The organism is Aliikangiella coralliicola (assembly GCF_007004725.1).
In the GTDB taxonomy this organism is placed as follows: Bacteria; Pseudomonadota; Gammaproteobacteria; order Enterobacterales; family Kangiellaceae; genus Aliikangiella; species Aliikangiella coralliicola.
On record NZ_ML660167.1, the window covers coordinates 362467 to 377573 of the forward strand.

Sequence of the window (15107 nt, forward strand, 5' to 3'; positions counted from 1 at the left end):
GGGGAAAAGATGGCCGCTTCAGAGAAAAAAATCAGTTTTTCATCACTGAATCTGTTTCTACTTTAACAATAGTCCCCTGCGCAGCCGCGACTAATGAATGTTCTCCGTTTTTAATGGCGTACACCTTACATTCACAGACAGCCTGCCGAAGAGCAAATGATAACACTGTTGATTTGGCGACGAGCTTTTCACCGACAGACGGCATCAGGTAGTTAATTTTGTACTCTGAAGTCACGCAATGGCCCAAGACTGTGGCAGCGGCGAATGTTAAACAGTTGTCTGCCAAATAACTGACTACACCGCCGTGAACAAATCCGTAGCTTTGTTTTAATTCTTCGCGGATTGGCAGCGAGAGTTCCGCTGTTCCTTCAGATAAGCCGGTAAGTTCAGTTCCCAACAGACAACTAAATGGTTGCGAGTTTAAGACTTCTCTACCCTTTTCTAAAAAATGACTCACTTCTTACTTTCCTCTAGTTAGTAACCTGAATTCGAGATCACGACTTCACAAGATTTCAATTGTCGCATCACAGTTCGATTGTTTTCCATCGACCACTATTCCAAAGCGCCGTGATAGCCAGCGCCGCGAGCAGGCTATATGTGGTTTGGGCTAACCACACCGGCAGAAAACCATATTCCAGGTAAGGACCGATTATCCACACGGCGGGTAAAAATATTAACCATTGTAAACCGAATGACACAATCATGACTCGACTACCATCACCAATGGTCACCAGGGTAATTGAAAAAATGTAAACTAAACTTGCAATTCCCGTTGTAAGTGCTGTTAGCTGCATTGGAATAAGCGCTAACGAAATGGTCTCTTGTTCTGATAAAAATAATGACAGGAAACTTTCTGGAAAGATAACGATAGGCACACCAAGCAAAGTAATGACCAGGACACCAATTTTTCCGGCGTCCCAACCACACTGACTGGCCCTTTCCAGATCGCCCTTACCAATTGCATCGGAAACCAAAGTTGCTGATGTTTGTCCCAAAGCTTCAGCAAATAAAAACATGACGATAGTAACCCTTATCAATACGGTTGTCACTGATAACTCTTGCGTACCTAATTGCCCAATCATCCAGAACAAAACAATAAAGCCAGCAGAGAAGGAAATGTCGTGTAAGCTTGCTGGAAATCCCATCTTTAATAAGCGTTTGTATAAGTTGAAGCTGGGCATCGCTGTGAGAAAGCCTTCTTTTTGATAATGAATAAAAGTCACAATGAAATAGATAATAGTGCCGGTAAACATCGATGCAGCAGAAGCTATCCCTGCTCCCATAGTTCCCAGTGCCGGCGCACCAAAATTTCCGAAAATTAAAACATAGTTTAAGAATATATTCAGGCCGTTAATCAGCAGAATAATGATCATACAAACTTTTACTCGCGCAATACCGGTCCAATAACCTTCGAATACGGCACACATTCCAAAAGCAATAGTTCCTGTCAGCAATGCCCTAAGATAAGGAATACCTTCTTTAGTAACTGCCGGGTCTGAGGAAATCATTGAAAAATAATAAGGTGTTAACCAGTAACATAAAATGGAGAGTGGGATACCAATGGTTAAAATCAGGAATATGCCGCCGTTTAATGGGAGACATTTCGCTTCATCAGATCCTTCTCCTTCCCTGCGCGCGACAATACCTTGTACAGCTGGTGCCAGCCCCATAACAAAAGCAATAAAAAGTTCAAAACTAAAGCCGGAAAGTCCGGTTGCAGCGACCGCGTTGTCGCCTAATGTTCCCACCATGGCGATGTCAATTAATCCCATCATGTAGTCAGAAAACAGGCCAATGGTTATGGGGATTGCCATATTGAGAATTGTTTTTGTTCGTTTTCGGGTAATCATAATTATTTGCTACTTTTTAGTGAATAAATGAGAAATGACCACTAAAATGAAAAACACTTGAGCTGTTGCCACGCACTTATGTTAAGCACTTATACAAAATACTGGTCGCAACAGCATAAAGAAATTTTTATTTTGGTTATTTATTTTGCTTATTTTTAATCATTTCCATTTTCGGCGGAAAGTACTATTTTTTCGGCAATTTCGTGGACGTGGTCTTTGTCTAACATAGAAAAATGATCCGCATTAACGTCGACGACTCGAATCGAATTCGATAGTAACTGGTTCCAACCATAATCATCTGAGTCAACGCTTTTTCCAGTCTCACTTTCAATCGCACGAAACAAAGACACGTCGATCTCTTTCGATATTTCCGCAGCCTGATAAGTGCGGTACGCAAGATCATTTGCCTTAAAAACACCGTAAAAAATATTAAACTGATCGACGGTCAAATCCAGGCCGTAACTTTTTAAGACATCTACCACATACTCTTGCCGTGTCTCCTCTGGAAGTAAACGCAGTTGCTCGATATCGACGGCCGAATTAACGCCATATAAACTTGCCACTGTCGTACAAACTTCGAAAAGCATCACAACTTCGTCCGCCGCCATCAGATGTTTGTTTTCTAACGGAGCGACTGCATCGAGTATAGTTAGGGAAGCAACTGTTTCACCTTGCTCTAACAATATCCGCGCCATTTCAAAAGCAACAGCACCGCCGTAGGAATAACCGATCAAATGATAAGGACCTGAAGACTGAACCGTTTTCATTGCCTCAATATTAGCTTTAACAATTTTTTCAACACTATCGAGGGGCTTTTTCTGGCCGTCGAGACCAACGGATTGCAGTCCGTAAAAAGGCTGCTCTTCTCCTAAATTCTGGCTAAGCGGATGAAACGGTAGTACTCCCCCGTCAGCGCCTGGAACCGCAAAAACGGCAGGTCTTTCACCCTGCGTTTGGATAGGCACCAAAACATCGAAAGCCGAAGTATTTTTGTTTAGGATCAAGTTAGCGAGCCCCGCAATGTTGGGGGCCGAAAAAAGAACCGCCAAGGGAAATGACAACTCAAAATGCGAATTAGTTTTCGCCATTAACTGCACCGCAAGTAGTGAGTTTCCACCCAGCTCGAAAAAGCTATCGTTCACGCCAATTTTTTCGATATCGAGATTGAGTACCCCTGACCAGATATTAGCGAGTTGCTTCTCAACTTCGTTACGAGGTGCAACATGTGCCTGCTTGGAAGCTAAGTTAACATCTAACTGATTTAGCGCGCGGCGATTAACTTTACCATTAGTCGTTAACGGAATTGCCTCAAGGCTGACAAATGCCGTGGGCACCATATAGTCGGGCAAGACTTGTTGCAGATGTGTTCGAAGATCGTCAGCCGCAAGTTCAACAAGTTCATCCGTGCTAGTTTCTTTTGCCACATAAAAAGCAATCAACTGTTTATTAACTTCTTTGCCGCGAGCAATCACCACACTCTCTTTGATCGCTGGATTTTGGTTAAGTCTGGATTCTATTTCGCCGGTTTCAATGCGAAATCCTCGAATTTTAACCTGGGTATCTATTCTCCCCAAATATTCGATGGTGCCATCATCAAGCCATCTCGCCAGATCGCCACTTTTGTACATTCGTTCGCTGGTCTCAAACGGTTCTGAATTAACTGGGTTTGAATTAGCTAAGTCCGAATTAACTGGAAATGATTCTGAGTTAACCGAATTAGCATAAAATGGATTAGGCACAAACTTCTCACACGTGAGTTCCGGTCGGTTAAGATAGCCTCTCGCCAGACAATCTCCCGCAATGTGTAGTTCTCCCGGCATACCATGGGGTTGCGGCTGGTTATGACGGTCGAGAATATAAATTTGAGTATTCGCTATTGGGGAACCGATCGGCACTGTAGATGATTCTAACTGCGAGCAGTCATAAGCAGTAACATCGATTGCAGCTTCAGTTGGGCCGTATAAATTATGCAGTTCTGCTTGTGGAAATTTCGTTTTGTAATTTTTTACCTGTTGACTGTCTAGCGCTTCACCACTACAAAATATCTGCCTGACACCAGCACAAATATTTTTAACATTATTTAGATAAATATTGAACATCGATGGCACAAAATGAAGCGTGGTTACTTTCGTATCATTGATCAATTCTGATAAATAATTAACATCTTTATGACCTTGAGGATTTGCAAATACAATTGACGCGCCCGACATCACAGGCCATAAAAATTCCCACACTGACACATCAAAACTAAACGGTGTTTTCTGCAATACCACATCATTATTATCCAGATGATATTGTTGCTGCATCCAGTCAATTCGATTCATCAATGCACGATGTTCTACCATCACACCTTTCGGCTGACCGGTTGAGCCGGAAGTATAAATCACGTAAGCCAAATGCGATGGTGTACTCTGTTGTTGAAGAGTCTGGTTTTTATCAATCTGACTTGCCGCATAATCGTTAATCTCGGACCATTGTTCATCCAGGTTAACCCATTGTATATTCGCTGCAGACTCATTTGATTTATCGAAAAACTTCGATTCTGTGAGAATAATTTTAGCCTGGCTATCCTGTAGCATGTAAGCCAGTCTTTCATCTGGATAATCTGGGTCAAGGGGCAAGTAAGCAGCACCAGCTTGCAAAATCCCCAAAATGCCGATAATCATCTTCGGCGATCTTTCCAAACATAAACCAACCAGCGTATCGGGTGTAACCCCTTTTGCCTGTAAGTAAAAAGCTAGCGCCTGGCTTTTGTCGTACAACTGCTGATAAGTTAATTTTTCCTGGTTAAAAATCACCGCAACTTGATCGGGTTGTTGTTTCACTTTAGCTTCAAACAGCTGATGGATACATTGCGATTTTGGGTAGTCCGCACGAGTTTGATTATAGTCGAATAAGAGCGTTTGCTTTTCAGCAGAGCTCATGTAATTCAAACTTCTAATAGGCTCGTCGGGCGTGTCGGTAATCGATTGACAAAGCGCGCTTAAATGTTCGATCATTCGCTCAATAGTTTGAGGTTTATACAGTTCAGTACTGTATTCTATTTCACCGACTAACCCTTGGGGTGTTTCAGTAAACTCAACAATTTGATCGAGATCGCTGGTATCGCTGTCGAGTGGATAAAGTTGAACCCGATCGCCCAGTTCCGTCGGTTCAGCCTGCAAGATAAGCATTACTTGAAATAGCGGGTTGATCGCCATATTCCGTTGTGGTTGCACCAGGTCTACAATCTTTTCAAATGGCGTGTCCTGGTGTTCGTATGCTTCCAGACAAGTGTTTTTTACTTTCGCTAAAACAGCGTTGAATGTTTCCTCCCCCTGCACCTGACTTCTTAAGGCTAATGAATTAATAAACATGCCAATCAGGCTTTCTGTTTCACCATATTGACGATTGGCAATAACGCCCCCGACACAAATATCTTCCTGGCCGGTATAGCGATAAAGTAGCACTTTAAACATAGCCAACAAAGTCATATAAAGCGTGCAGTCTTGCTTTTCAGCCAACGATTTTAATCGCTCCGTTAAATCTCGACTAATCTTGAATGTTTTCACTGCACCGGCAGCCGTTTGCACGCTGGGCCTTGGATAGTCAGTCGCCAATTCCAAACACTCGGGAACACCTGACAATTTGTCTTGCCAATAAGCTAACTGTTGTTTCAGCACGCCGCCTTTTTCCAGCCAGTCTCTTTGCCATACGCTATAGTCTACGTACTGAATTGGTAAAGGTGGCAATTCTACCGATTGACCTCGTGCTAAGCCTTCCATAATCAGAAAGAGCTCGGTCATTAATACACCCATTGACCAGCCGTCACTAATAATATGATGCATGTTAAGCATCAAAATATGTTTTTGTTGGGCTAGTTTAATCACCTTGCCACGAATCAGCGGTCCGGTGGTCAGGTCAAAAGCCGTCGCCGTTTCAATTCGGCAAAGTTGCCTGGCTTTCTCGTCTTTTGCAGTTTGGTCTTGATAGTGGCTGAGATCGATAACATCTAAATTAAAATCAATACTATCCAGAATCAACTGCTGAGCTTGACCTTCATGACTGGGAAAAACGGTGCGTAAATTATCGTGCCGGGCAATAATCATATCCAAAGTCTGTTGCAGGTGGTCGATATTAAAATCGCCGTTGATGGTTGCCGCTACTGGTGAGTTGTAGCTCGCACTATCTGGGTCGAGTTGATTGATAAACCAGAGCCTTTCCTGAGCAAAGCTGAGAGGAAATTGCTCATAATCATCGCGATTAATTGGAACTATCGGTGGGATTTTATTGTTCGGCGACACTTGCCGTAAAAAAGCGATGATATCACTTTTATTATCGATTAATTGTTGGCGAATATCATCAGTAATCGCACCTTTTGGTGCTTTAAATTTTAATTGTCCATCTTCTTGCCAAAGTTTAATTTTCTTGGCGCCTAATTGATTGATCAGTGTGTAAACGGTCATAACGAGCCCTCTTCAAATTCGGTGTTAAATTGATTGTCTGTGTCTAAAGTTTCCTTGTGCTGATATTGGATGGCATTAATAGCCTCAGCAATTCCAGCAACAGTATGTGCACTAAAAACAGCTTTTAACGGCAAATCAATTTTCAGTTGACTTCGGATTTTGGAGACGAGTTGAGTCGCCAACAGCGAATGTCCACCAAGTTCAAAAAAGTTATCGTTAACTCCAATTTTTTCCGCTTCTCTGTTTAATAATTTCGACCAGATCGATACTAGTTCTTTTTCAGTCTGATTGCGTGATGCCAGATAGCTCTGGCTTGATTCAATATTCACCTCCCAAAGTTCCAATGCACGGCGATCAACCTTCCCATTTGGTGTTAGCGGTATTTCTTTCAAATTCACTAACGCCGCCGGTAACATGTATTCTGGCAACGCCTGTTTTAAATACTCTCTAAGCTTTCCATTCAGGCTGTTAAAATTGTCAGCGCTATTCCCATCCTCGGAATTTTCAGGCACATAAAAACCAATAAGCCTTTGACCGATAGAATCCTTTTGCGCCACAACCACGCTATCTTTTACCGACGGGTGTTGATTCAACTCCGTCTCTATCTCCCCCATCTCAACTCGAAAGCCACGAATTTTGACCTGCGTGTCGATTCTGCCCAGGTATTCGATAGTGCCGTTTTCCAACCATCTCGCCAGGTCGCCACTTTTGTACATGCGGGCTTGTTGACCCGTCAATTCTGAAGCGCTTAAAGCTGACTTGAAAGGGTCAACCACAAACTTCTCGTTAGTTAAATCAGGCCGATTCAGGTAACCACGTGCTAGACCGTCTCCGGCAATATGAAGTTCACCTGGAACGCCCACTGGTTGCGGATTATTATTTTGATCGAGGATATAAATTTGCGTATTCGCAATTGGTTTACCAATAGGAATATTTTGCGAAGACTCTACCGTTTTGTCTTCGTTCAGCGACTCAATCAACTTTTGCGTAACTGTAATAGCGCTACTGATTATCGTGGTTTCCGTCGGTCCATAAGTATTGTGTAAACAGATCTGGGGATAGCGCCGCACAAACTCGCAGGCTTTCGAATAATCGAGTTTCTCACCGCCAATAATAATGGTTTTAACACCTCCTAAATCAACATCTTCTACCACTAACTGATGGAAAAAAGCAGTCGGTAAATTTAATACCGTAACCCGGTGTTCTTCGATTAAAGCTTTAAAATAGTCCAGCGTTAATAGCTCATCTTTGTGCGCTAAAATCAGCTGTGCACCACGATTTAATACCACAAACACTTCTTCAACAAATAAGTCAAAGCTAATACTTGAGAACTGGATCTGCTTATCCGCTTCATTGATTTGGTATTTTTCCGCCGCATAACAATTGTGATTAACCAGACTTTGATGTTCGATCATGACGCCTTTCGGCTGGCCGGTGGAACCTGAGGTATAAATCACGTAAGCTAAATGATTCGGTCGAACTAAATGTTGTAATTCGACCTGGCTCTTTTTTAATTCAGAAACGCGATGAGTAATCTCAGGCCATTGTTGGTCGAGGTTAATCAAGTGAGTATTTTGCTTAACAAAAGCATTCAACTTGCGCTGTAATTTTTCCTGAGTCAGCACAATGTCGGCCCGACTGTCCTGTATCATGTAGGCCAGCCGGTCATCAGGATAATCGGGATCTAAAGGTACATAAGCCGCGCCTGCCTGCAGGATACCGAAAATTCCCACCAGCATATCCAACGAGCGTTCAACACACAAACCAACCAGACTATCGGGCCTGACACCTTGTTGTTGTAAATACAATGCTAGTGTAGAACTTCGATCAAAAAGTTGTTGATAAGTTATCTGCTCCTCGCCAAAAACAGCTGCTACTTTATCAGGTGTTCGCTTGACCTGCGCTGCAAACAAATGATGAATACATTGATTTTTTGGATAGTCAGTCAGGGTTCGATTGTTTTCAGTTAATAACTGATGTTTTTCTAACTCTTCGACAAAACTCAGTTCATTAATTTTCAAATTAGGTTGAACAGTAACAGCTCGACACAACGCAATAAAATGCTTGATCATTCGTTCGATTGTCTGTGGTTTATACAGGGCTGTAGAGTATTCAACAGAGCCATTTATTCCATTGGCGGACTCTGTAAATTCGAAGGAGATATCAAAGAGGCTAGTATTTTTCGTTAAAGGAAAAGGTTCTGTTCGGTTGTTTTCCTCATAAGAAATCGCATTCTGTAAGACTAGCATCACTTGGAATAAAGGACTTATCGCCATGTTCCGATTTGGTTGCACTCGTTCCACAATTTTTTCAAATGGTGTGTCTTGATTTTCATACGCTTCAAGGCAAGTCGTTTTAACAGTTGATAAAAATGCAGCAAAAGTATCTTCACCATCCAACTCACTTCTTAACGCCAGGGTGTTAACAAACATACCGATGAGATCTTCGGTTTCACCGAATTGCCGATTTGCAATCGGACTACCAACGCAGATATCTTGTTGGCCCGTATAGCGAAAAAGCAAAACTTTAAATACTGCAAGCAGCGTCATATAGAGAGTTGCATTTTGTTTTTCGGCTAGTTGCTTGAGTTGTTTCGACACTTGACTATCCAATACAAATGTCTGAGAAGACCCAGCAAAGTTTTGTTCGGTAGGCCTTGGGTAATCTGTTGCTAAGTTTAAACACTCAGGAACACCGGAAAGCTTTGTGTTCCAATAAGTTAATTGTTGCTCTAACACGCCCGCTTGTTCCAACCATTTTCTTTGCCATACACTGTAGTCCAGGTATTGAATAGGCAGTGGCGGTAATTCGACCGGTTGGTTATGAGCGATCCCTTTTAACGCCGAAAATAGTTCTTTCAATAAAATTCCGAGTGACCAATCATCGCCAATGATGTGATGCATATTGATCATTAAAATATGTTTTTGCTGATTAACTTTGATCACTCTGGCTCTGATCAGCGGCCCGGTTGCCAAATCAAATGGTTTATTCGCTTCAGCTTGACAAATTTGCCTGGCCAGTGATTCACGGTCAGCCAGATCATTTTCCCCACAAAGATCGGAGAGTTCCAGTTTAAATTTTTTATTGAAGTCTCTACAATCTAAAATTAATTGATGAGCCTGACCACTTTTACTCGGAAAAACAGTGCGCAAATTATCATGGCGAGCTATGACTTTATCGAATGCCTGCGAAAGATATTTAACATCCAACTTGCCTTTAATCACTAATGCAGTCGGAATATTATAATTGACATTACCCGGTTCCAATTGATCAATAAACCATAGTCGTCCTTGCGCGAAACTTAACGGAAGTAGAGTTAATGCAGACCGATTGACGGGCTTTATTGCTGGAACTTTACTTTGTTCTTTGTTGTCGATTAAAACAGCCAGATTACTAATGCAACGCTGTTCAAACAAGTTTGCCTGGGATATATCAACTGAAAAGTGTTGACGTATTCGCGAAATCAATTGGGTGGCCAAAAGCGAGTGTCCACCCAGCTCAAAGAAACTATCATTCACACCAATTTTTTCAGGCTGAATATTTAAAATATTCGACCAAAACTCAACCAACTGTCGTTCGATATCATTACGCGGAGCGATGTGAATATGGCTGGTTCGAATAGCCACTTTTGTGTTTTCCAATGCGCGACGATCAACTTTACCGTTAGGCGTTAGCGGTATTTTTTTCAAATTCACCAACGCCGACGGTAGCATATACTCCGGCAATGCCTGCTTTAAGTAATCTCTAAGTTCTTCGTTCTGGGTGCTAGAACTATCGGTATTATTTCCGTCTTCGGAATTTTCAGAAACATAAAAACCAATAAGCCTTTGACCGACAGGATCCTTCTGCGCCACAACCACGCTATCTTTAACTAACGGGTGTTGATTTAACTCGGCTTCAATCTCCCCCATCTCAACTCGAAAACCGCGAATTTTGACCTGCGTGTCGATTCTCCCCAGGTATTCGATAGTGCCGTTTTCCAACCATCTCGCCAGGTCGCCGCTTTTGTACATTCGGGCTTGTTGACCTGTTAATTCTGAAGAGCTTAAAGCCGACTTGAAAGGGTCAACCACAAACTTCTCGTTAGTTAAATCAGGCCGGTTCAGGTAACCACGTGCCAGACCGTCTCCGGCAATATGAAGTTCACCTGGGACACCAACTGGTTGCGGATTATTATTTTGATCGAGGATATAAATTTGCGTATTCGCTATCGGTTTACCAATAGGAATATTTTGCGAAGACTCTACCGGTTTGTCTTCGTTCAGCGACTCAATTAACTTTTGCGTAACGGTAATAGCACTACTGATTATCGTAGTTTCCGTCGGTCCATAAGTATTGTGTAAACGAATTTCAGGATAACGCTGTACGAACTCACAGGCTTTCGAATAATCAAGTTTCTCACCGCCAATAATAATGGTTTTAACACCACTTAAATCGACGTTCTCTACCACTAGCTGATGGAAAAACGCAGTCGGTAAGTTTAATACCGTAACCCGATGTTCTTCGATTAAGGCTTTAAAGTAGTCCAGTGTTAACAGCTGATCTTTGTGCGCCAAAATCAGCTGTGCACCACGATTTAATACCACAAACACTTCTTCCACAAATAAATCAAAGCTAATACCTGAGAACTGGATCTGCTTATCAGCTTCATTGATTTGGTATTTTTCCGCAGCATAACAATTGTGATTAACCAGGCTTTGATGTTCGATCATGACGCCTTTCGGCTGACCGGTGGAGCCTGAAGTATAAATCACGTAAGCTAAATGATTGGGGCGAACTAAATGTTGTAATTCGACCTGGTTCTTTTTTAATTCAGAAACGCGACGAGTGATCTCTAGCCATTGTTGGTCGAGATTAATCAAGCGAGTATTTTGCTTAACAAAAGCACTCAACTTGCACTGTAATTTTTCCTGAGTCAACACAATATCGGCCTGACTGTCCTGTATCATGTAGGCCAGCCGGTCATCAGGATAATCGGGATCTAAAGGCACATAAGCTGCGCCTGCTTGCAGGATACCGAAAATTCCCACCAGCATATCCAGCGAGCGTTCAACACACAAACCAACCAGACTATCGGGCCTGACACCTTGTTGTTGTAAATACAATGCTAGTGTAGAACTTCGCTCATAAAGCTGCTGATAAGTGAGCTGTTGTTGCCCAAAAACAACCGCGACTTTATCAGGTGTTCGCTTGACCTGCGCTGCAAACAAATGATGAATGCATTGATTTTTTGGGTAGTTTGTTTGGGTTTGATTAAACTCAGTGACTATTCTCTGAGCCTGATCCTCCAATGATAACTGAACACTATTCGCTAAGTGACGACTAATCATCTTAACTAGCGAATCTACTGTATTATGATTTAATAACTGTTCCTGGCTTATTGAGATATTAAACTTTCTCTCAATACATTCTCTTAATTTCACCTTATTGGCTGAATTAAAATCCAGATTCTTAAATTCCGAATTAATCTCTAAAACACCTGCTGGTATTTTCAATATTAATTCAACAATTCTTATAACTTCATCTACTACGTCTATCTGCTCCATGGTCTGCATAATGATTCACCCCCTTGTTAGGATTTTTTATGCGAACTTTGTTTATATTTTATTCTTGTAATTTTTATTGGCTTTATATTTCACACTTTCCTTATATAATTTTTATTCCATGTTATTTATTTTCTTTGTTTTATTTTCTTAATTTCATTTGTAACACACGGTCGATGTGCAACATTTAACTTCCTCTTATTTAACCTCCCTCCAGTTTTAATTTGTCATTAATTGAATATTCGCTCGTCTGACCTAGAATGTTTTAGTCAGACAGTGAGCACAGTTATTTGCAAACTACTTTAGTGTTGTTTATGTTGTTCTATAATGCCCCTCCTTACCTTCAAGTAAAGGACACCCTTTGCCTCACAGCTGCGGCAAACTTTTTTGTAAAAGCATTTTCCCATTGTACTTTCAACGGTGTAACTTATAAATAATTGAACGCTTATCAAAAGTGCACAATGAACATACAAAACCCGAAAACAAAACGCTTGCGCCATTTTGATATTTAGAGGTAGTCATTCATATTTTTTGATAATTAACACTCGCCGTCTTGGCTTTAAGAAGTGTCCTTTTTGGTACTTTAACAGCAAAATATCTCCATTCAAAATAACAAATAGAATTATTTGAGATATTTAAAGCTTTTCGTTATTTTTTCAATGTTATTAAATATTTTATTTATACTTTGTGTTTATTGCTGATTGAAAAAACATCTACTAAATTATTTTTGTTGGTTATTTTATTGCCCAGATTTCAGGCTTGAAAATACTACGCTTTGACTTTTCATCCATTGAAAACGAGATAGTAAAATTAAGGAATGATTGTGTAAACTAGAGAGAAGCGAGTCAGGATTTTAGAACTCCTTACCTGGATAGTTTTTGCGGACATTTATTTAGAGAACAGGTTGACAAAAAGCCACGTTGAATTAACCTGAATTCTAGGCGAGAACTCAGGTTAGTTCGGTTATAAGCCACCAACAGAAAATAGTGACTTAAATAGATAGTAAAAAAGAAATAAGTTTATTTAGACAACTAGTGAAAAGCCGCTAAGCAGGTTCGCAATCGACAACTGGCATACTAGCTTTTAACTTTTCCAGAGAGCTCAAGTTTTTTCCATACTGATTAATTGTTTCGAAGGTAACAGAATTGGAATTGGCAGGAAGGATATACTTAACAAAGGTCGCCAAAGTTCCACTAGGGCCAAGGTCGATAAAGATATAGTCATCTCTATCAACCATATTTCGAATAGTTTGTTCAAACTCAACCGGCTTTCTCAAAACTTCCCAGAAATGAGATTCATCAATATGCTCGATTTGTTCCGACTTTAGTGAGGAAATTATTGGTATTCTACTCGGCGTAAAATTAAAGTCGGCACCCAGCTGTTTGAATTTTTGCTCATGAGGTGCCACTAGCTGAGTATGAAAAGCGTAGTTTACCGGCAGTTTTTGCGACATTATCTGCTTTTTGTCCAGCTCCGATTGTAGATTTTGAATATCTTCGGTCGAACCGCTCACCACAAAGCTAGATTGAAAGTTCTTTCCGGCTAACCAACAGTCTCGGAAAATTTGCGGATATTTTTCAATGATATTTACAGAATCAATAACCGCCAACATCGCGGCTGGATTAGCGTCTCTTTCAAAAATTTCGGCAAACTCGATAACTAATTCAATCCCCTCTGATAACGATAGCGCACCAGAAACTACTGAGGCAATAATCTCTCCCAAACTATAACCTAAAACATAGTCAGGTTGGATATCCATCTCCATTAAGATTTTTGACAAACTGAATTCAAGACACAGCAAGGCCGGGTTGGTGTGAACAAGACGATCAAAAGGCTCACTCTTGCTGTGTTGACGATAGAGGATATCGATCAAAGATTCTTGCAGCAAAGGGCGTGCGATCTGATCGCAATGATCCATCCACAACTTGAATCGTGGATGGTTTTCATACAGCTCTTTCCCCATGTGGTAATACTGAGAGCCCTGGCCTGAGAACATAAAAACGATTGCTCTGTTCATTGTCGATCTATTCATATTGCTATTAACTAATATTACGTAACTAATATTACGCCGGAGTAATTTCGTTTAAATCAAAATAGCCATTGTAGTCTTTCATATAGACTGCAGCTCTATGTCCAAATAAAACCACGGCTTCAGTTCTTGTCTCAAGGCTATCGTAGTCCATAACGGTCGATTTTACTTTGGTACCTACAGGATGCTTTTTATTCCAGGCTTCAACTTTCGCTTCAGCCTCTAGAAAAGCTTTAGGAACTTCGATCGGCTGGTTATTTTTTGGCGCCGTTTTTGTTGGGCTACTCGCAGACTTTTTATCGTCAGCTTGCTTTGTATTCGCTGTTTCCTTAGCGCTCTTGGCGACAGCTTCTTTTGACGAAGATTGTTGGGAAATACTCGCGACTTCCCTTTTGATGGTTGCGACAATTTTTGTTAGCACATCACCATGACCAACTTCTTCAAAATCCATCTCGTCTTTACTTTTTTGTTCCATCAGATATTGAATGCTCTCAGACCACCTGACACCACTTGCCATCTGACTGGATAAGTTTTCGAGTACATCAGCTTTTTTGTAGGGTTGAGCAGTGACGTTCGATATGACAGGTATTTTTAAGTCCGAAAACTTAAACTTCTTCAAGTAAGTTTTAAACTTTTCCTTCGACGGCTCCATAAAACGGGAGTGGAATGCACCACTGGTATTTAACGGGTAGTAAAGTATCTCTCCTTGCTGAAAAAATTGTTCCGCGCTACCTATTTCTTCAATTGGACCGGAGATAACAATTTGCGACGGCGTATTATAATTGGCTAAATCAATATTGTTTAAACCATTTGTCTTTAAGATTTCTTCTATCTGCTCTTTTGTCGCATTAAGAATAGCTGCCATGCCGCCATCAGTGGCCTGACTCATCAGTTCGCCACGCTTTTTCACTAATTTTAATCCAGCTTCAAAATCAAAGCATTCTGCTGCTAGCAGCGCATTAAACTCGCCCAGGCTGTGCCCGACAACAAAGTCAGGCTTTTTACCGACTTCTTTGATTTTTTTATAATAAGAAAGCGCATTAACCACATATAACGCAGGTTGAGTAAATTGCGTTTTATTCAACTCTCTCTTAGGGTTTTCAAGACAAAGTTCTTTAATTGAATAACCTAAAATTTTGTCGGCCTTCTCAGTTAACTCTTTAAATTCATCAAATAATGTTCCGCCCATTCCTTTAGATTGGGAACCTTGGCCTGGAAACATATAGGTTTTCATAAGTAT

At 41.1% G+C, this 15107-nt stretch carries 6 protein-coding genes; all 6 read right to left on the reverse strand.

Going from position 1 to position 15107, the window contains the following annotated elements:
• Positions 1–31: 31 nt before the first annotated feature.
• A complete protein-coding gene (locus tag FLL46_RS18925; protein WP_142932905.1) occupies positions 32–457 on the reverse strand; it encodes a PaaI family thioesterase in 426 nt (141 codons plus the stop codon).
• Between the two features lie 67 nt (positions 458–524).
• Positions 525–1850, reverse strand: a complete 1326-nt coding sequence (locus tag FLL46_RS18930; protein ID WP_142932906.1) for an MATE family efflux transporter — start codon at positions 1848–1850, stop codon at positions 525–527.
• Positions 1851–2005: 155 nt separating this feature from the next.
• On the reverse strand, positions 2006–6295 hold the full coding sequence (locus FLL46_RS18935) for a non-ribosomal peptide synthetase (protein WP_142932907.1): 4290 nt from the start codon (positions 6293–6295) through the stop codon (positions 2006–2008).
• Positions 6292–11850 carry a non-ribosomal peptide synthetase gene (locus FLL46_RS18940; RefSeq protein ID WP_142932908.1) on the reverse strand — a complete coding sequence of 1853 codons (5559 nt, stop codon included), beginning with the start codon at positions 11848–11850 and terminating at the stop codon, positions 6292–6294. Before FLL46_RS18940 ends, FLL46_RS18935 begins: the two co-directional genes overlap by 4 nt.
• A 1033-nt stretch (positions 11851–12883) precedes the next feature.
• Positions 12884–13855 (reverse strand): acyltransferase domain-containing protein, encoded by a 972-nt coding sequence (locus tag FLL46_RS18945; RefSeq protein ID WP_168204238.1) that lies wholly within the window; start codon positions 13853–13855, stop codon positions 12884–12886.
• Between the two features lie 46 nt (positions 13856–13901).
• Entirely contained in the window at positions 13902–15101 is a 1200-nt protein-coding gene (fabD, locus tag FLL46_RS18950) for an ACP S-malonyltransferase (RefSeq protein ID WP_142932910.1), read from the reverse strand.
• Positions 15102–15107 lie beyond the last annotated feature (6 nt).